Source organism: Enterococcus sp. DIV2385, assembly GCF_051711925.1.
GTDB lineage: Bacteria > Bacillota > Bacilli > Lactobacillales > Enterococcaceae > Enterococcus > Enterococcus faecalis.
This window is the reverse complement of record NZ_JBIONV010000001.1, coordinates 2,103,468-2,122,022: the sequence shown is the minus strand read 5'-3', so window position 1 is coordinate 2,122,022 and position 18,555 is coordinate 2,103,468. Positions and strand designations below refer to the sequence as shown.

Annotated in this window: 21 protein-coding genes; all 21 read left to right on the top strand. The window is 38.4% G+C overall.

Going from position 1 to position 18,555, the window contains the following annotated elements; all coding sequences use genetic code 11:
* Positions 1-3: 3 nt before the first annotated feature.
* Positions 4-1,488: a nicotinate phosphoribosyltransferase gene (locus IGM04_RS10240; protein ID WP_086318023.1), complete on the top strand. Its 1,485-nt coding sequence runs from the start codon at positions 4-6 to the stop codon at positions 1,486-1,488.
* A 2-nt stretch (positions 1,489-1,490) separates the two neighbouring features.
* A complete protein-coding gene (nadE, locus tag IGM04_RS10235) occupies positions 1,491-2,318 on the top strand; it encodes an ammonia-dependent NAD(+) synthetase (protein WP_002356540.1) in 828 nt (275 codons plus the stop codon).
* A 167-nt stretch (positions 2,319-2,485) separates the two neighbouring features.
* Positions 2,486-4,315 carry a heavy metal translocating P-type ATPase gene (locus IGM04_RS10230; RefSeq protein ID WP_002384144.1) on the top strand — a complete coding sequence of 610 codons (1,830 nt, stop codon included), beginning with the start codon at positions 2,486-2,488 and terminating at the stop codon, positions 4,313-4,315.
* A gap of 91 nt (positions 4,316-4,406) precedes the next feature.
* Entirely contained in the window at positions 4,407-4,691 is a 285-nt protein-coding gene (locus IGM04_RS10225) for a (4Fe-4S)-binding protein (protein ID WP_002356543.1), read from the top strand.
* Entirely contained in the window at positions 4,681-4,956 is a 276-nt protein-coding gene (locus IGM04_RS10220; protein WP_002356545.1) for a GNAT family N-acetyltransferase, read from the top strand. Before IGM04_RS10225 ends, IGM04_RS10220 begins: the two co-directional genes overlap by 11 nt.
* A gap of 167 nt (positions 4,957-5,123) precedes the next feature.
* Positions 5,124-5,360, top strand: a complete 237-nt coding sequence (gene secG, locus IGM04_RS10215; RefSeq protein ID WP_002356546.1) for a preprotein translocase subunit SecG — start codon at positions 5,124-5,126, stop codon at positions 5,358-5,360.
* A gap of 145 nt (positions 5,361-5,505) precedes the next feature.
* The gene (locus IGM04_RS10210) at positions 5,506-6,279 is read left to right on the top strand and encodes an alpha/beta hydrolase (RefSeq protein ID WP_002384145.1); all 774 of its coding nucleotides are present in this window, start codon (positions 5,506-5,508) and stop codon (positions 6,277-6,279) included.
* Entirely contained in the window at positions 6,279-8,648 is a 2,370-nt protein-coding gene (gene rnr, locus IGM04_RS10205) for a ribonuclease R (RefSeq protein WP_002356549.1), read from the top strand. Before IGM04_RS10210 ends, rnr begins: the two co-directional genes overlap by 1 nt.
* Positions 8,649-8,660: 12 nt before the next feature.
* Positions 8,661-9,125: an SsrA-binding protein SmpB gene (gene smpB, locus IGM04_RS10200; RefSeq protein WP_002356550.1), complete on the top strand. Its 465-nt coding sequence runs from the start codon at positions 8,661-8,663 to the stop codon at positions 9,123-9,125.
* 302 nt (positions 9,126-9,427) lie between these two features.
* A complete protein-coding gene (atpB, locus tag IGM04_RS10195) occupies positions 9,428-10,147 on the top strand; it encodes a F0F1 ATP synthase subunit A (RefSeq protein ID WP_002356551.1) in 720 nt (239 codons plus the stop codon).
* Between the two features lie 48 nt (positions 10,148-10,195).
* Positions 10,196-10,417: an ATP synthase F0 subunit C gene (gene atpE, locus IGM04_RS10190; RefSeq protein ID WP_002356552.1), complete on the top strand. Its 222-nt coding sequence runs from the start codon at positions 10,196-10,198 to the stop codon at positions 10,415-10,417.
* 137 nt (positions 10,418-10,554) lie between these two features.
* Positions 10,555-11,085: a F0F1 ATP synthase subunit B gene (atpF, locus tag IGM04_RS10185; protein ID WP_002365031.1), complete on the top strand. Its 531-nt coding sequence runs from the start codon at positions 10,555-10,557 to the stop codon at positions 11,083-11,085.
* Positions 11,072-11,614 (top strand): ATP synthase F1 subunit delta, encoded by a 543-nt coding sequence (gene atpH, locus IGM04_RS10180; protein WP_002356554.1) that lies wholly within the window; start codon positions 11,072-11,074, stop codon positions 11,612-11,614. Before atpF ends, atpH begins: the two co-directional genes overlap by 14 nt.
* Before the next feature lie 28 nt (positions 11,615-11,642).
* Positions 11,643-13,199 carry a F0F1 ATP synthase subunit alpha gene (atpA, locus tag IGM04_RS10175; protein ID WP_002356555.1) on the top strand — a complete coding sequence of 519 codons (1,557 nt, stop codon included), beginning with the start codon at positions 11,643-11,645 and terminating at the stop codon, positions 13,197-13,199.
* A 15-nt stretch (positions 13,200-13,214) separates the two neighbouring features.
* Entirely contained in the window at positions 13,215-14,123 is a 909-nt protein-coding gene (locus tag IGM04_RS10170) for a F0F1 ATP synthase subunit gamma (RefSeq protein ID WP_002359606.1), read from the top strand.
* A gap of 73 nt (positions 14,124-14,196) precedes the next feature.
* Positions 14,197-15,603: a F0F1 ATP synthase subunit beta gene (gene atpD / locus IGM04_RS10165; protein WP_002356558.1), complete on the top strand. Its 1,407-nt coding sequence runs from the start codon at positions 14,197-14,199 to the stop codon at positions 15,601-15,603.
* A 16-nt stretch (positions 15,604-15,619) separates the two neighbouring features.
* A complete protein-coding gene (locus IGM04_RS10160) occupies positions 15,620-16,039 on the top strand; it encodes a F0F1 ATP synthase subunit epsilon (protein WP_002356559.1) in 420 nt (139 codons plus the stop codon).
* Positions 16,040-16,227: 188 nt separating this feature from the next.
* Positions 16,228-16,464 (top strand): DUF1146 family protein, encoded by a 237-nt coding sequence (locus IGM04_RS10155; protein ID WP_002356560.1) that lies wholly within the window; start codon positions 16,228-16,230, stop codon positions 16,462-16,464.
* Between the two features lie 102 nt (positions 16,465-16,566).
* Positions 16,567-17,868, top strand: a complete 1,302-nt coding sequence (gene murA / locus IGM04_RS10150) for a UDP-N-acetylglucosamine 1-carboxyvinyltransferase (RefSeq protein ID WP_002356562.1) — start codon at positions 16,567-16,569, stop codon at positions 17,866-17,868.
* A gap of 13 nt (positions 17,869-17,881) precedes the next feature.
* Entirely contained in the window at positions 17,882-18,058 is a 177-nt protein-coding gene (locus tag IGM04_RS10145; RefSeq protein WP_002356564.1) for a DNA-directed RNA polymerase subunit beta, read from the top strand.
* 127 nt (positions 18,059-18,185) lie between these two features.
* Positions 18,186-18,554, top strand: coding sequence for a PTS glucitol/sorbitol transporter subunit IIA (locus IGM04_RS10140; protein ID WP_002356567.1), 369 nt, complete (start codon positions 18,186-18,188; stop codon positions 18,552-18,554).
* Position 18,555 lies beyond the last annotated feature (1 nt).

Below are 18,555 nucleotides of genomic sequence, written 5' to 3'. Positions count from 1 at the left end.
ACGATGGACTATACATATGCAGATGATAGTTTGACATTGCATACAGATATGTATCAAATCAATATGATGCAAACATACTGGGAATTAGGGAGAGCAGATTTACATGCTGTTTTTGAATGTTACTTTAGAGAGATGCCCTTTAATCATGGCTACGCAATTTTTGCAGGCTTAGAACGTTTGGTCAATTATCTCGAAAATTTAACGTTCACAGAATCTGATATTGCATATCTCCGAGAAGTTGAAGAATATCCAGAAGATTTCTTGACGTATTTAGCAAATTTTGAATTTAAATGTACTGTACGCTCTGCTTTAGAAGGGGATTTGGTTTTTAATAACGAACCGTTAATTCAAATTGAAGGTCCTTTGGCACAATGTCAATTGGTAGAAACAGCTTTGCTAAATATGGTGAATTTCCAAACATTAATTGCGACAAAAGCGGCTCGAATTAAATCCGTGATAGGCGATGATCCTTTATTGGAATTTGGAACACGCCGGGCACAAGAATTAGATGCTGCCATTTGGGGCACAAGAGCCGCCTATATTGGTGGGGCGGACGCGACAAGTAATGTTCGTGCTGGTAAAATTTTTGGTATTCCGGTTAGTGGGACTCATGCCCATTCATTGGTTCAGTCGTATGGAAATGATTATGAAGCATTCATGGCGTATGCCAAAACACATCGGGATTGCGTTTTCCTTGTTGATACGTATGATACTTTGAAAGCGGGAGTGCCAAGCGCAATTCGAGTAGCTCGAGAAATGGGTGATAAAATTAATTTCCTAGGTGTGCGGATTGATAGTGGCGATATGGCTTATATTTCTAAACGAGTTCGTGAACAACTGGACGAAGCTGGCTTTACTGAAGCAAAAATTTATGCATCGAATGATTTAGATGAAAATACGATTTTGAATCTAAAAATGCAAAAATCAAAAATTGATGTATGGGGCGTGGGTACCAAGCTGATTACCGCCTATGATCAACCGGCTTTAGGAGCGGTGTTTAAATTAGTTTCAATTGAAGGTGAAGATGGTCAAATGAAAGATACCATTAAACTATCTAGCAATGCTGAAAAAGTGACAACACCAGGAAAAAAACAAGTCTGGCGCATTACACGTAAATCTGATAAAAAGTCAGAAGGGGACTATGTGACACTTTGGAACGAAGATCTTCGCCAAGAAGAAGAAATTTATATGTTCCATCCCGTTCATACCTTTATTAATAAGTATGTCCGTGATTTTGAAGCACGGCCAGTACTCCAAGATATTTTCGTTGAAGGAAAACGTGTGTACGAATTACCAACTTTAGATGAAATTAAACAATATGCAAAAGAAAATTTAGATTCACTTTGGGAAGAATACAAGCGGGACTTGAATCCGCAGAAATATCCAGTGGACCTTTCAACAGATTGTTGGAACCACAAAATGAATTTATTGGAAAAAGTGCGTAAAGACGTTAAATATTTAACGGAAACGGTGAATAAGGAGGCCTAGAAATGACAACACTTCAAGAAAAAATCATTCAAGAGTTAGGTGTGTTACCGACAATTGATCCAAAAGAAGAAGTTCGTAAAAGTATTGATTTTCTGAAAGCTTATTTAACTAAACATCCTTTTTTAAAAACCTTTGTCTTGGGAATTAGTGGCGGACAAGATTCAACATTAGCTGGGCGCTTAGCACAATTAGCGATGACTGAAATGCGCGAAGAAACAGGAGATATGTCGTATCAATTTATTGCGATTCGCCTTCCTTACGGTGAGCAAGCAGATGAAGCTGATGCACAAGCCGCGCTAGCCTTTATCCAGCCAGATGTTTCTTTACGAGTGGATATTAAACCAGCAGTGGATGCAATGGTTGGTTCGCTAGAAAACGCTGGCGTTCAAATTAGCGATTTTAATAAAGGAAACATGAAAGCACGTCAACGTATGATTACACAATATGCAGTAGCTGGCGAAAATGCTGGCGCAGTAATTGGCACAGACCACGCAGCCGAAAATGTGACAGCTTTCTTCACCAAATATGGCGATGGCGGAGCGGATATTTTACCGTTATTTCGTTTAAATAAGCGCCAAGGAAAAGCTTTGCTGAAAGAACTTGGGGCACCAGAAGCCTTGTATCTAAAAATACCAACAGCTGATCTAGAAGATGACAAACCGTTAGTTGCAGATGAAGTTGCCTTAGGTGTCACGTATGATGCCATTGATGACTATTTGGAAGGCAAAAAAGTCTCGGAAACAGATCAACAAACAATTGAAAACTGGTATAAAAAAGGACAACACAAACGGCATTTACCCATTACAATTTTTGATGATTTTTGGAAATAAAAACACAGACCATCGGCGAATGAACGATGGTCTGTTTTTTTTTACATAACTACTTTTCAGAAAGTAAACGTTGCTACAGCAACTATCCTATGATAATGAAAGTCGTTTTCATTTAGGCGTTTTCACTTTCTTTTTCAAAACAGAAAAGGTACGCTCAATAATGTAAAGTGAATGATGGGAGAGAAAAAGAGATGAAGCATGTAACAAAATTGGGGATTACAATTATAACAGGAGTTTTGGCATTATTATTTGAATTTATTTTACATCAGCCGAATTGGGCGTATGGTATTATTTTAATAACAGGTTCTGTAATGGCGTTAATGATGTTCTGGGAAATGATTCAAACCTTACGTGAAGGAAAATATGGTGTCGATATTTTAGCGATTACCGCTATCGTTGCAACCTTAGCTGTGGGAGAATACTGGGCCAGTTTGATGATTTTAATTATGTTGACTGGTGGTGATTCATTAGAAGACTATGCCGCTGGAAAAGCTAACCAAGAGCTGAAGTCATTATTGGATAACTCGCCACAAAAAGCTCATCGCTTGAATGGCGAAAATTTAGAAGATGTTTCTGTTGAGGAAATCAATGTTGGCGATGAATTAGTAGTAAAACCAGGGGAACTAGTTCCAGTTGATGGCTTGGTAAAAACCGGGACATCAACAGTCGATGAATCTTCATTAACAGGAGAATCAAAACCAATTGAAAAAAATCCTGGGGATGAATTAATGTCGGGTTCCGTGAATGGTGATGGCTCTTTGAAAATGGTTGCTGAAAAAACTGTAGCCGACAGTCAATATCAAACAATTGTGAACTTAGTGAAAGAATCTGCGGCACGTCCAGCTCATTTTGTACGTTTAGCAGACCGCTATGCGGTACCTTTTACACTAGTTGCCTACCTAATTGCAGGTGTTGCTTGGTTTGTTTCAAAAAGTCCGACGCGTTTTGCGGAAGTCTTAGTTGTTGCTTCGCCGTGTCCTTTAATTCTATCTGCCCCAATTGCTTTAGTGGCAGGGATGGGTCGTTCAAGTCGTCATGGGGTCGTTATTAAATCGGGAACGATGGTCGAAAAATTAGCTTCTGCAAAAACGATTGCGTTTGATAAAACAGGCACGATTACGCAAGGACAACTTTCTGTTGATCAAGTCCAACCAATCAATGCGGAAATAACTGCTGCTGAATTAGTGGGATTGGCAGCAAGCGTGGAACAAGAATCAAGTCATATTTTAGCTAGATCAATTGTTGCTTATGCCAGAAAGCAAGATGTCCCATTAAAAAATATTACAGATCTAGCGGAAGTTTCTGGTGCTGGCGTGAAGGCATTTGTGGATGGTGCTGAGATACGGGTAGGTAAAAAGAATTTTGTGACACAAGAGTCTCAAGAAACTGAAAAAATTGATAAAACGACTATTCATATTTCACGTAATGGCACATATTTAGGCCGAATTACTTTTACAGACACTGTACGCCCAGAAGCAAAAGAGACTATGGAAAAATTACACCAATTACATCTTCAACGAATTTTAATGCTGACGGGGGATCAAGAATCCGTCGCAGAAACGATTGCTGCAGAAGTAGGAATTACCGAAGTACATGGGGAATGTTTACCACAAGATAAATTAACTATTCTAAAAGAATTGCCCAAAGAAAACCATCCAGTCATCATGGTAGGAGATGGTGTAAATGATGCACCTTCGCTTGCCGCTGCAGACGTAGGTATTGCTATGGGCGCTCATGGAGCTACTGCGGCTAGTGAAACTGCTGACGTTGTTATTTTAAAAGATGACTTAAGTAAAGTCAGCCAAGCGGTCGAAATTGCCCAAGATACCATGAAAATTGCCAAACAATCTGTATTAATCGGAATTTTTATTTGCGTTTTACTAATGCTAATTGCTAGTACCGGGATCATTCCGGCGCTAATCGGGGCTATGCTACAAGAAGTCGTGGACACTGTGTCAATCTTATCTGCTTTGCGTGCTCGTCGAATTGGCAAGTAAGGTGGAACAATTAATTGCCTGAATGTCCAGCTTAGTGGTAAAATAAAGGTACGTTTTTAATATTAATAAGTTACAGGGGAGAGATTGTGCAATGAAAGGAAACCAAATAGATGGGCAACCAGTCACGGAAGAACAACTATTAAAAGAAGGCTACCGTAAATATACTGGGGAAGGAATTGATATCTTTTATAATAAAGATATTTGTGAACATATTGGTAATTGTGTTCGTGGAAATCCAGAAGTCTTTGAAGTTGGTCGGAAACCATGGATTATTCCAGATAACGGAAGTGTTGAAAATGACATGATTGTAGTTGATTCATGTCCAAGTGGTGCTCTAAAATATATTCGGAAAGCAGGGAACGAATATGCAAATTAAAGAAGAAAACAATCGTTTTGCTCTATATAACGATGAAAACCAAGAAATTGGTGAAATGACTTGGTCAGATGCTGGCGAAAGCATGATGATTATTGATCATACGTTTGTTGATCCAACTTATCGTGGACAAAAATTAGCTGAAAAACTTGTTTTAGCCGGTGTTGAAAAAGCGAGAAAAGAGCATAAAAAAATTATTCCGCTATGTCCATTTGCCAAAAAAGAATTTGATACTAAACCTGAATACGGAGACGTATTGAGAAAATAAAGAAGAAACTAGCAACAGCCGCAAGTAGAAATCTGATTCCTACTTGCGGCTGTTGCTATTAGAGACAAATAGGGAAAGACATTAAATTTCACTGGTGTTTACAGATAAAATATGCTACATTAAAGTAGATGAATTTCGCATATTTGTATAAAAAGGAGAATTAACGCATGTATAATCTAATCTTAACGTTGGTCATCATTTTATCTGTTTTAATCGTCATTACTGTTATGATGCAACCAAGCAAACAAAACAGTGCAGCAAGTGCCTTCACTGGCGGTGCAGATAAATTATTTGGGAAGCAAAAAGCGCGCGGTTTTGAAGCTGTTATGCAACGCTCAACAGCAGTTCTTGGCGCAATTTGGATGATTTTATTATTTGTTTTGGCGTTCTTATCTTCAAAATAAGTACGTAATCTTTTAAAATGACAAGTTTAGAACAGAGAGATGAGTGCGGACACTTATTTTTCTGTTCTTTTTCTTTCTGAAAAAGTCTTTGAAACTTATCATTTCGGAAGGTTTTCTTTTGAGAATATGATAGAATGAAGCTGAGGTGAGCGAAGTGGCAAAAAAAATCAATTTACCGAAGCCGTTATTTTCAGAAAAAGGAAAACGGGCGGTCCTTTTATTACACGCTTATTCTGGCAGCAGTAATGATGTACGGATGTTAAGCAGACGTTTAGAAAAAGAAAATTATACTGTCTATTCGCCTAATTTTTCAGGACATGGCACGCTAGTTCCTGAAGATATTTTAGATCAAACAACGGAACAATGGTGGCAAGATACACAAGAAGCAGTCGCTTTTTTGAGAGAAAGAGGTTACCAAGAAATTGCCATTTTTGGTTTATCAATGGGCGGGATTTTCAGTATGCATGCATTAACGGAACAATTAACAGGATTAATTGGTGGTGGATTTTTCTGTTCACCGATCTACCCTGTCGAAAATAAAGTCCCAGAAAATTTCGTATTATACGCAGAAAATGTGATGAAAATCGCAGAAGTTCCTGCAGAGGAACAACAAAGCCGGTTGCAATCGATTGAGCAACGAGTCAAACAACAATTAGGAGCGATTGAAACGATTGCTAGTCAGACGGCTGACAAACTAAACAAAATCCACGCACCTCTTTTCTTAGCGCAAGCTGGCAAAGATGAAATGATTGAGCCAATGGGCGTCTATCAAACGGCCCAAGCGCTAACACAAGCACGTGTGACCTTACAATGGTACCCAAACAGCGGACATGTCATTACGGTGAGTGGAGAACACAAACAATTAGAGCAAGATGTGGTGCAATTTTTAGCAACACTACCTTGGAATGAGGAGAAATAATGACAAAACAAACAATTAAAGAGCAAATTTTACATTTCATGGAAAGCCAAAAAAAGAAAAGCTTTTCAATGGAAGAAATTGCACAAGGCTTGAATTTAGAAAAAAGTTCAGATTTTAAAATTTTAGTGCAAACCATTGCACAAATGGAACGAGAAAAGTCAGTTAGTTTCAACAAAAAAGGCAAAGTCCTGTTACCAATGAAAGACTTATTAATAGAAGGAACGTTTCGTGCAAATGAACGAGGCTTTGGTTTTGTAACCATCGATCCTGAAGAACCAGATGTTTATATTCCGAAAGAGGCAACGAACTTTGCAATGGATGGGGACACGGTTTTAATCGACGTGATCCAACATGCGGATCCTTTTTCAGATCGCGGCGCAGAAGGTAAAGTCAAAGAAATTAAAGAGCGAGCAGTGAGCCAAGTTGTCGGAGAATTTGTGGCATATAGTGAAGAAGAAATGGCAGAAATGGGACTGTATGGCTACATGATTCCCAAAGATAAGAAATTGAATCAGTATACTGTATCAATTGCACCTGAAGGGATTAAGCCAGTAGATGGTAGCATTGTCATTGCTGAAATTACCTATTATCCAGATCAAGAATATCCAACGAGTATGGAAGGACTAGTCAAACAAGTGATTGGTCATAAAAATGATCCAGGAATGGATATTTTATCAATCGTGGTGGCTCATGGAATTCCCACAGCATTTCCTGATGAAGTTTTAGCTGAAGCGGACCAAGTACCAGAAACTATTGCAGAAAGCGATTTAGTCGGTCGTCGGGATTTACGTGATCAGTTGATTGTGACGATTGATGGAGAAGATGCGAAAGATTTAGATGATGCAGTAACGGTACAAAAGTTAGCAAATGGCAATTTCTTTTTAGGGGTGCATATTGCAGATGTTTCTTATTATGTAACTGAAGGAAGCCAATTGGATATGGAAGCGTATGAACGCGGCACAAGTGTCTATTTGACAGACCGAGTTGTGCCAATGATTCCGCAGCGATTATCAAATGGGATTTGTTCGCTAAACCCACATGTTCCACGTTTAACCATGAGTTGTGAGATGGAAATTACACCAGAAGGAGAAGTTATTTCGCATGAAATTTTCCAAAGTGTAATCCAAACAACGGAGCGAATGACCTATACAGCAGTCAATGAAATTTTAGAAGAGCAAAAACCTGAAACGTTAGAACGCTACAAAGAGCTAGTTCCCATGTTTAAAGAGATGGGCGAGCTGCACCATATATTAGAAGAGATGCGTATGCGCCGTGGTGCGATTTCTTTTGAAGATCGTGAAGCCAAAGTCCTAGTTGATGAAAATGGTCATCCCCAAGATATTCTTTTACGCACGCGTGGCGTGGGTGAACGATTAATTGAATCCTTTATGTTGGCAGCGAATGAAACTGTGGCGCGTCATTATCATGACTTAAAACTGCCATTTATTTATCGGATTCATGAACAACCAAAAGAAGAAAAAATGCAACGTTTCTTTGATTTTGCTGCAGTACTTGGCATTCTTGTTAAAGGAACAAAAGAAAACATTTCACCGAAAGATTTACAAAAAGTTTTAGAGCAAGTTGAAAATAAGCCGGAAGAAGTGGTTATCAATACGATGTTGCTAAGAAGTATGCAACAAGCGAAATACTCAGAAGACAACTACGGACACTATGGGTTGGCGGCTGAATATTATACGCATTTTACTTCACCAATACGTCGTTATCCAGATTTAATTGTGCATCGTTTGATTCGCAGCTATAGCCAAGATCAATCTGAAAAAAATCAAGAAAAATGGAACGAAGCATTACCAGAAATTGCCAATCATAGTTCAAGTATGGAACGTCGCGCAGTTGATGCAGAGCGTGAAGTGGACGCCATGAAGAAAGCCGAATTTATGGTAGATAAAGTGGGAGAAACGTATGACGGGATTATCAGCTCAGTCACAAAATTTGGTATCTTTGTGGAACTGCCTAATACAATAGAAGGCTTAATTCACGTGAACAACTTAAAACAAGATTATTTCCACTTTATTGAAAATCATATGGCGTTAGTTGGTGAACGGACGGGAATGACTTTGAAAATTGGTCAGAAAGTTCAAATCCGTGTTGAAAAAGCTGATCCAGAAACAAGAGAAGTTGATTTTGAATTGATTTCAGCTGAAGAAGTTGCGCCAGTCGAAGGACCAAAAGGACGTAAAAAAGGTAAAGCCAATTCTTCAACTCGTTCAAATAATCAACGAAGAAATAAAAAAGATGAATCATTTGATGGTAAGAAAAAGAAAAATAAGAAAAAAGGCAAAGGCAAAAAACAACCTTTTTATAAAGAAGCAATGAAACAAAAAAATAAAAAAGGAAAAAAGAAGAAGTAGAGGAGGTCGCTTATGCCAAAAGGGGAAGGAAAATTAATCGCACAAAACCGCAAAGCTAGACATGATTATTCAATTATCGATACGGTTGAAGCAGGTCTTGTTTTACAAGGAACAGAAATCAAATCTATTCGAAATGGTCGTATCAATTTAAAAGATGGTTTTGCACGAATTCGAAACGGAGAAGCCTTTTTGTATAATGTTCATATTAGTCCATATGAACAAGGCAATATTTTTAATCATGACCCATTACGTACCAGAAAATTATTATTACACAAAAAACAAATTAATAAGTTAATCGGCGAAACCAAAAATACAGGTATCACATTAGTACCTTTGAAGGTCTATATTAAAGACGGCTATGCCAAAGTTTTGATTGGTTTAGCTAAAGGGAAAAAGCAGTACGACAAGCGTGAAGACTTGAAACGTAAGGAAGTTGACCGACAAATCAGCCGAACATTAAAAAATAACCGACGTTAAAAATGTAAATTTATTCTTTTTCGCATATTTGCTTGCCTTTCTTCGGATTAGGTGTAAAATCTGGTAAGTGTTGAGTAAATGAATGTAAATGATTCGTTTTTTAATCGCTTCGGAAAGCAGTACCACCCTGCATTAGATTGGTTTATGGAAAAGGTTTTCCAACCAATTTTCAACACATGAAATTTTAAAAGTAAACTATTTGTAAATTATCAACAAGTGGTGGTACGATAGCTTTGCCAGGGATTATCACTCAGGAGTAGGATGAAACTTCTGAAAGATTGTTGGAAAAGAGGTGAATTGATTTGGAAGAGAAGAAATTACTCTTCAATATCGGACCAATTTGGTTTGATGGAACCATTGTTTTGATGGTGCTGTTGACGTGTATCATTGTTTTCGCCTTTGTCTATGCTTGTACGAGAAATATGAAGCTACGACCTAAAGGCAAACAAACGGTCATCGAATGGTTAGTGGATTTTATTCGTGGAATCATTACAGACAATTTACCTCGTAAAGAAGTGAGCAATTTTCATTTAATGGCGTTTACCCTTTTCATGTTTGTACTTGTTTCAAACATCTTGGGTCTCGTTACAAAAATCGTTGTGGGCGACGATCTCAGCGTTTGGAAAAGTCCAACCGCCGATCCAATCGTAACCTTAACGTTAGCGATGATGATGATTGTCTTAACACACTTCTTTGGTATGAAACGCTTTGGTTTTAAAGGCTATCTAGTTAATAGTTATTTAAGACCCGTTGGTTTCTTACTACCGGTAAAATTAATGGAAGAATTCACGAATCTATTAACATTAGGCTTGCGTTTGTACGGAAACATTTTTGCCGGCGAAGTTCTATTGGGCTTAATTGCTGGAACCGTTGCAAGCGTCGGATTATGGGTTATCCCACTAGCAATTCCGCTAGAAATGATTTGGGTAGCATTCTCAATCTTTATTGGATGTATCCAAGCGTTTATCTTTGTGACACTTTCAATGGTTTATATGTCACACAAAATTGAAACAGAAGAATAATCAAGAAATACGAAGGACAAAAATTATCTTTTAGGAGGATTTTACACAATGGAAGGATTAAATTTTATCGCAGCAGCAATTGCAATTTTCGGTTCAGCTATCGGAGCCGCTATCGGTAACGGACAAGTTATTTCAAAAACAATCGAGTCAATGACTCGTCAACCAGAAATGTCTGGTCAATTAAGAACAACAATGTTTATCGGGGTCGCTTTAATCGAAGCTGTGCCAATTTTAGGTGTCGTTGTTTCTTTATTACTTTTATTCAGATAAGCAATAAAATGGAGGCAGGACGCTGATTATTATCGGGACCGTCACTGCTTTCTTCTATCTTTAGCCTTTTCAATAGCTGGTGTTAAAGCAGTTGAAGAAGCTAAATCGATTTTTGCAGGAAAGGAAGTTGAGACTTCATGCTACTTACTACATTGGTAGTCGGTGAAACGGCTCCTAGTACCACACTAGGCACGATGATTGTTGTCAGTGGTGCATTTTTAATCTTGATGCTCTTATTAAAGAAATATGCATGGGGAGCAATCGTAGATATTTTGACACAACGTGAAGAAAAAATTGCCAACGATTTAGACTCTGCAGAACAATCTCGCGTAGCAGCAGCGAAAATGGAAAAAGAACGTCAACAACAATTACTTTCTTCCAGATCAGAAGCAGCTGAAATTATTAAAAACGCGAAAGAAAGTGGAGAACAGACTCGCCAAAAAACATTAAAAGAAACAACTGCGGAAGTTACTCGCTTACGCGAAAAAGCTCGGACAGATATTTCTCAAGAACGTGAAGAAGCATTGTCTTCAGTAAAAAATGAAGTGGCAGATCTTTCTCTTCAAATTGCAGCCAAAATTTTAAATAAAGAATTAACACCAGATGCACATGAAGCATTGATTGATTCTTATATTGAAAGTTTAGGTAAAGCAAATGAAACTAGATAAATATACAGTTGGTAAACGCTACGGCAAGGCTTTGTTTGAGTTGGCAGTTGAAAAGAACCAAGCTGAAGCAATTTATCAAGAATTATTGACGCTTCGCGAAGTCTATCACCAAGTACCTGGTATTGGCGATATTTTAAGTGATGATCGCTTAGAACCTTATGAAAAAGACAGCATCATGGAAAAACTAGTAACAGGTTTTAGTGAAATGATGCAAAACTTTTTGCGAGTGGTTTACGAATATCGTCGCATGTACGATCTGCTCTTGATGATTGATGAATATGAACGACGTTATGATGAGCACCAAGGACTAATTTTGGGTTCAGTGACAACAGCCATTCCTTTATCAAAAGAACAACATCAAGCAATGGAAGAAAAAGCTGCCCAATTATTAGGGTATGAACAAGCGCATTTAGTCAATTTAATTGACCCGTCAATTGTCGGCGGAGTGGTTATTGAAGCAAACCATCAAGTAATCGATGGCAGCATCCGCAAACAATTAGAACATATGCAGCAGAAGTTATTAAAATAATCTTTAGGACTACAAAGAGGTGAATTGAATGGCTATCAAAGCAGAAGAAATCAGTGCCTTGATCAAAGAACAAATCGAAAACTATCAACAACAGCTTGCTGTTGAAGAAGTTGGAACAGTCACTTACGTCGGTGACGGAATTGCCCGCGCCCACGGTTTAGAAAATGCCATGAGTGGAGAACTTGTTGAGTTTTCAAACGGTTCATACGGAATGGCACAAAACTTAGAAACAAATGATGTAGGGATTATTATCCTTGGCGATTTTGAAACCATTCGTGAAGGAGATAAAGTACAACGCACAGGCAAAATCATGGAAGTACCCGTTGGGGAAGCTTTGATTGGCCGTGTTGTTAATCCATTAGGTCAACCATTAGATGGTTTAGGCGAAATTAAAACAGACAAAACACGTCCTGTGGAAGCAACAGCTCCCGGTGTTATGCAACGTCAATCTGTTGCTGAACCAATGCAAACTGGCTTAAAAGCCATTGATGCCCTAGTACCAATTGGTCGTGGACAACGGGAATTAGTTATTGGAGACCGTAAAACAGGGAAAACATCGATTGCAATTGATACAATTATTAACCAAAAAGGACAAGATGTAATTTGTATTTATGTAGCGATTGGTCAAAAAGAATCTACTGTTCGTAACCAAGTAGAGACACTTCGTAAATTTGGTGCCTTAGATTATACAATCGTTGTGACTGCAGGGGCTTCACAACCAGCACCATTACTTTACATTGCACCATATGCAGGAACTGCAATGGGTGAAGAATTCATGTATAACGGCAAACATGTCTTAATTATTTTTGATGACTTATCAAAACAAGCCGTGGCTTATCGTGAACTTTCTCTACTATTACGCCGTCCACCAGGTCGTGAAGCTTATCCAGGGGATGTCTTCTATTTACACTCACGTTTGTTAGAACGTGCAGCTAAATTAAGTGATGAATTAGGTGGCGGTTCAATGACAGCCTTACCATTCGTTGAAACACAAGCAGGCGATATTTCTGCTTATATTCCAACAAACGTTATTTCAATCACTGATGGACAAATTTTCTTAGAAAGCGACTTGTTCTATGCAGGCACTCGTCCAGCCGTTGATGCTGGGTTATCTGTTTCTCGTGTCGGAGGATCAGCGCAAATCAAAGCAATGAAAAAAGTTGCCGGAACGCTTCGTTTAGACTTAGCTAGTTACCGTGAGTTAGAAGCCTTTACACAATTTGGCTCTGATTTAGATGCGGCAACACAAGCTAAATTAAACCGTGGTCGTCGTACGGTAGAAATTTTAAAACAAAAACTACATGCGCCACTGCCTGTAGAAAAACAAGTCTTAATTTTATATGCGTTAACACACGGCTTTTTAGATAGCGTGAGCGTAGATAAAATTTTACACTTTGAACAAGATTTATTCGATTATTTTGATGGCAAACATGCAGACTTATTGGAAACCATTCGTACAACGAAAGACTTACCAGATACTGATGCATTAGATGCAGCGATTACAGAGTTTTCTGAAATGTTTGCAGCGGCAAACAACAGCGGAGATTCAGCCAAAGAAGCTTTAGAAAAAATCGATAACGCATAAGAGAGGTGAGCAACATTGGGTGCTTCATTAAACGAAATCAAACAACGCATTGCATCAACAAAAAAGACAAGCCAAATTACCAAAGCGATGCAAATGGTTTCTGCAGCCAAATTGACCAAGTCAGAAGGCGCCTCTAAAAGCTTTCAAGAATATTCTTCAAAAATTCGTAGTGTCGTTACGCATTTAGTAGCTGCTCAGTTAAGTGAATTACGTGAAACAGAACAATCTTCTCTTAGTGAAGGGAACTATCATGTGATGTTAGCACAACGACCTGTCAAAAAAACAGGCTATATCGTTATCACTTCTGACAAAGGGTTAGTTGGTGGCTACAATAGCTCAATCTTAAAACAAACCATGAGTATGATTCAAGAAGACCATGATTCTAATAAAGAATATGCCTTAATCGCCATTGGTGGTACAGGGGCGGATTTCTTTAAAGCACGCGGAATCGATGTTTCCTATGAGCTAAGAGGCTTAACGGATCAACCAACGTTTGAAGAAGTCCGTAAGATTGTGACAACGGCAACGACTATGTACCAAAACGAAGTGTTTGATGAATTGTATGTTTGTTATAATCACCACGTTAACTCACTAACGAGTCAGTTTCGTGTGGAAAAAATGTTGCCAATTACTGATTTAGATCCATCAGAGGCGACCTCTTACGAACAAGAATATCTTTTAGAGCCTTCACCTGAAGCAATCTTGGATCAATTATTACCACAATATGCAGAAAGCTTAATTTATGGGGCGATCATTGATGCGAAAACAGCAGAACATGCTGCTGGGATGACCGCCATGAAAACAGCCACTGACAATGCGCAAAATATTATTAGCGATTTAACAATTTCTTATAACCGTGCTCGTCAAGGGGCGATTACCCAAGAAATTACAGAAATTGTTGCTGGTGCAGCTGCACTAGAATAATCTAGTCTTACGTTTGAACGTTTATAAAAACGTTCAAAGCGTGTGACTTTATGAAGACTGGAGGAAAGAAATTATGAGTTCAGGAAAGATTGTTCAAGTAATCGGTCCCGTTGTTGACGTGGAATTTTCATTAGATCAATCCTTACCCGATATTAACAACGCTTTAGTCGTTTATAAAAATGGCGAAGCAAAACAAAAAGTAGTACTTGAAGTCGCTTTAGAACTAGGTGATGGAGTGATTCGTTCTATCGCCATGGAATCGACAGATGGTTTACAACGTGGAATGGAAGTTATCGATACAGGAAAATCAATTTCAGTTCCTGTTGGTAAAGATACATTAGGTCGTGTGTTTAACGTTTTAGGAGACACAATTGACTTAGAAGCGCCATTCCCTGCAGATGCTGAACGTAGTGGGATTCATAAAAAAGCGCCAGCATTTGATGAATTAAGTACCAGTAATGAAATTTTAGAAACAGGGATTAAAGTTATTGACTTATTAGCACCTTATCTAAAAGGTGGTAAAGTCGGACTTTTCGGTGGTGCCGGTGTTGGTAAAACCGTCTTAATTCAAGAATTAATTCATAATATTGCCCAAGAACATGGAGGGATTTCCGTCTTTACTGGTGTTGGTGAACGGACACGTGAAGGGAACGACCTGTACTATGAAATGAAAGATTCAGGCGTTATTGAAAAAACAGCCATGGTTTTTGGTCAAATGAACGAACCACCAGGTGCACGGATGCGTGTGGCCTTAACTGGGTTAACGATTGCTGAATATTTCCGTGATGTGGAAGGACAAGACGTGCTATTATTTATTGATAACATTTTCCGTTTCACCCAAGCCGGTTCAGAAGTTTCTGCCCTTTTAGGTCGGATGCCGTCAGCCGTTGGTTACCAACCAACCTTAGCGACTGAAATGGGACAATTACAAGAACGGATTACTTCAACGAAAAAAGGATCAATTACCTCTATTCAAGCAATCTATGTTCCAGCCGATGACTATACCGATCCAGCGCCAGCAACAGCGTTTGCCCATTTGGATGCAACAACTAACTTGGAACGTAAATTAACCGAACAAGGGATTTATCCAGCGGTAGATCCGTTAGCTTCATCTTCTAGTGCCTTGGCTCCTGAAATTGTTGGAGAAGAACACTACGAAGTGGCTACCGAAGTGCAACATATTTTACAACGTTACCGTGAATTACAAGATATCATCGCTATTTTAGGGATGGACGAATTATCAGATGACGAAAAAGTACTTGTTGGTCGCGCACGCCGTGTTCAATTCTTCTTATCTCAAAACTTTAACGTTGCTGAACAATTTACAGGTCAACCTGGTTCTTATGTACCAGTTGCGGAAACAGTTCGTGGCTTTAAAGAAATTCTTGAAGGTAAACATGACAATCTGCCAGAAGAAGCCTTCCGTAGTGTCGGTAAAATTGAAGATGCCATCGAAAAAGCGAAACAATTAAACTACTAGAAAGGCGGCAAACACAATGGATAGTCTTACTGTGAATGTAGTAACGCCTAATGGTCTAGTTTATGACCACCATGCAAAAATCGTTGTGGCGAAAACAACAGATGGTGAAATTGGTATTTTACCAAAACATGCGCCAATCATCGTTCCGCTAGCGATTGATGAAGTCCGCATCAAACGGACCGATTCAGATACACATGTTGACTGGGTAGCTGTAAATGGTGGTATCATGGAAGTCCGTGATAATGTCGTTTCTATTATTGCCGATAGTGCCGAACGTGAACGAGATATCGATGTACCTCGTGCTGAACGAGCAAAACAACGAGCAGAGCGTTTAATTGAAGAAGCCAAAGCAAAAGACGACCGCGATCAACTACGTCGTGCGACTGTTGCTTTGCATCGTGCAATCAACCGGATCAATGTATCGAAACATGGGTAAAAAAGGCTGAAGGATTCAGTCACTTTTGTAGAGTTTAAGGCGCTTGCTATTGAGTCAGGTGCTTTAAACTCTATTTCTTCGTATTTTTTAATAAATAGTGTCAAATTTTGGCATTTCAAGTGGATTAATTATCGGTTTTTATTATTTTGTGATAAAATGTTCCTACGTTAGAAAAAAGGAGGCTCCTTATGCAATACTATGGAGTAGATGCTATTGTTCGAATCGTTAGTCATCTTATGTTCATTTACATAAGTTTTTGGGCGTTGCAATCATTGCGTATTGAGCAATTTTTCAAAACCCAATTTACACCGCAAATCAGAATGTTGATGGTATTTTTCGCCATCGCTATCGGATACACAGTTAGCTCGTTTGCTTTAGAATTGATTGCACTTTGTCGAAATCTTTTCATTGTGTATTTTCCTTAAAAATTGAAAAATAAAAAAAGGTACAATTTTTAGTTGAATAATGGTATAATAGTAAAGATTTTGAATAGGAATACCTATTCTCATTTTTTTGGGGGGAACAAAATGGAACAAATTATTGTTCATGGTGGTAATACAAAATTAGAAGGAACTGTAAAAATTGAAGGCGCCAAAAACGCTGTTTTACCAATTTTAGCAGCTACTCTTTTAGCTGAAGAAGGCGTTACTACTTTAAAAAATGTACCAATTTTATCTGATGTATTTACAATGAATCAAGTAATTAAGCATTTGAATGTAGCCATTGATTTTGATGAAGACGCGAATGAAGTAACAATAGACGCAACACAACCTTTAGGAATCGAAGCAAACTATGAGTACGTTAGTAAAATGCGTGCTTCTATCGTTGTAATGGGACCTTTATTGGCTCGTAATGGCCATGCCAAAGTGGCAATGCCAGGCGGCTGTGCCATTGGCAAACGACCAATTGATTTACACTTAAAAGGCTTCCAAGCATTAGGTGCAAAAATCATCCAAAAAAATGGTTATATTGAAGCAATTGCGGATGAACTAATCGGTAACACTATTTACTTAGACTTCCCAAGTGTCGGCGCTACGCAAAACATTATGATGGCTGCTGTTCGTGCGAAAGGAACAACTATCATTGAAAACGTTGCTCGTGAACCTGAAATCGTTGACTTAGCAAACATTTTAAACAAAATGGGTGCCAATGTTATCGGTGCTGGGACAGAAACGATGCGTATCGAAGGCGTCGATAAATTACATGCTGTAGAGCATTCAATCGTTCAAGATCGAATTGAAGCAGGTACGTTCATGGTAGCTGCAGCAATGACTGAGGGCAATGTTTTAATTGAAGAAGCAATTTCTGAACATAATCGTCCGCTAATTTCTAAATTAACTGAAATGGGTGCAATCATTGAAGAAGAAGAAAATGGCATCCGTGTAATTGGACCAAAACATCTAAAACCAACAGATGTTAAGACAATGCCGCATCCTGGTTTCCCAACAGACATGCAAGCGCAAATGACAGCGATCCAAATGTTTGCTGAAGGAACAAGCATCGTGACAGAAACAGTCTTTGAAAATCGTTACCAACACTTAGAGGAAATGCGTCGAATGAACGCTGACTTAAAAATTGACGGCAACATTGCCGTTATTAATGGTGGCAACGAGTTACAAGGAGCAGCAGTGGAAGCCACTGATTTACGGGCAGCTGCCGCATTGATTTTAGTAGGGTTACGTGCAAATGGCATTACACGTGTCTCTAATTTGAAATATTTAGATCGTGGCTATTATGAGTTCCATAAAAAACTTCAAAAATTAGGCGCGAACGTTGAACGTGTCAATGATGAAAAAATTGAAGAAAAACAAGCAACGACAGTAATCTAAAGGAGTCAAACGTATGAGTTCATTTCGTTATATTTTAGTAACATTATTGAAAATTCTAGTGGTCATTTCGTTAGTCATTATCTTATTTGTTGTGGGAACAATGATTGGTTATGGTTTGATTGGAAATGGGAATCCAATGGATGTCTTTGATGAAAAAATTTGGACTCATATTATGAACTTCTTTAAATAAAAACTTATTTTAAGGCGGTGAACAGAAGTCAATTGACGATTGTTCATCGTCTTTTCTTTTTCCTGAATATCTATTTTATTCTATGCTATAATAATAGAAGTAAGATAATGAAGGAGTGGGATGGAAGATGCAAGCAACCGTAACAGAAATAGGCAAACATGCAATCGATGATTCAGAAAAAATGATTATTCTTTTTGGAGAAACTGCTACCGATACCTTGAAGCAACATGCAGTTATTCAATCATTCCCAGAAAAAGACCAAGTTACCTTGGCAGAAGGAGATCATCTGAAAATTGGCGATACAAACTATACAATCACAAAAGTGGGTTCTTTTGCCAATAGTAACTTGCAAAGTATCGCTCACAGCACTTTAATCTTTGCTGATGCACCCACCGATGAGGATGATGTTATCCGAAATGGTGTTTATTTAACGCCCCATCAGTTACCAAAGATAACCATTGGAACAACAATTGATTATTTAGTAAATGGAGCGTGAA

What these genes read in the sequence shown, in the direction of transcription:
- smpB (WP_002356550.1), top strand. Translation starts at nt 8,661, where the DNA reads ATGCCAAAAGGGGAAGGAAAATTAATCGCACAAAACCGCAAAGCTAGA.
- IGM04_RS10140 (WP_002356567.1), top strand. Translation starts at nt 18,186, where the DNA reads ATGCAAGCAACCGTAACAGAAATAGGCAAACATGCAATCGATGATTCA.
- IGM04_RS10220 (WP_002356545.1), top strand. Translation starts at nt 4,681, where the DNA reads ATGCAAATTAAAGAAGAAAACAATCGTTTTGCTCTATATAACGATGAA.
- atpH (WP_002356554.1), top strand. Translation starts at nt 11,072, where the DNA reads ATGAAACTAGATAAATATACAGTTGGTAAACGCTACGGCAAGGCTTTG.
- murA (WP_002356562.1), top strand. Translation starts at nt 16,567, where the DNA reads ATGGAACAAATTATTGTTCATGGTGGTAATACAAAATTAGAAGGAACT.
- IGM04_RS10155 (WP_002356560.1), top strand. Translation starts at nt 16,228, where the DNA reads ATGCAATACTATGGAGTAGATGCTATTGTTCGAATCGTTAGTCATCTT.
- secG (WP_002356546.1), top strand. Translation starts at nt 5,124, where the DNA reads ATGTATAATCTAATCTTAACGTTGGTCATCATTTTATCTGTTTTAATC.
- rnr (WP_002356549.1), top strand. Translation starts at nt 6,279, where the DNA reads ATGACAAAACAAACAATTAAAGAGCAAATTTTACATTTCATGGAAAGC.
- nadE (WP_002356540.1), top strand. Translation starts at nt 1,491, where the DNA reads ATGACAACACTTCAAGAAAAAATCATTCAAGAGTTAGGTGTGTTACCG.
- atpD (WP_002356558.1), top strand. Translation starts at nt 14,197, where the DNA reads ATGAGTTCAGGAAAGATTGTTCAAGTAATCGGTCCCGTTGTTGACGTG.
- atpE (WP_002356552.1), top strand. Translation starts at nt 10,196, where the DNA reads ATGGAAGGATTAAATTTTATCGCAGCAGCAATTGCAATTTTCGGTTCA.
- IGM04_RS10240 (WP_086318023.1), top strand. Translation starts at nt 4, where the DNA reads ATGGACTATACATATGCAGATGATAGTTTGACATTGCATACAGATATG.
- IGM04_RS10145 (WP_002356564.1), top strand. Translation starts at nt 17,882, where the DNA reads ATGAGTTCATTTCGTTATATTTTAGTAACATTATTGAAAATTCTAGTG.
- IGM04_RS10225 (WP_002356543.1), top strand. Translation starts at nt 4,407, where the DNA reads ATGAAAGGAAACCAAATAGATGGGCAACCAGTCACGGAAGAACAACTA.
- atpF (WP_002365031.1), top strand. Translation starts at nt 10,555, where the DNA reads ATGCTACTTACTACATTGGTAGTCGGTGAAACGGCTCCTAGTACCACA.
- atpA (WP_002356555.1), top strand. Translation starts at nt 11,643, where the DNA reads ATGGCTATCAAAGCAGAAGAAATCAGTGCCTTGATCAAAGAACAAATC.
- IGM04_RS10160 (WP_002356559.1), top strand. Translation starts at nt 15,620, where the DNA reads ATGGATAGTCTTACTGTGAATGTAGTAACGCCTAATGGTCTAGTTTAT.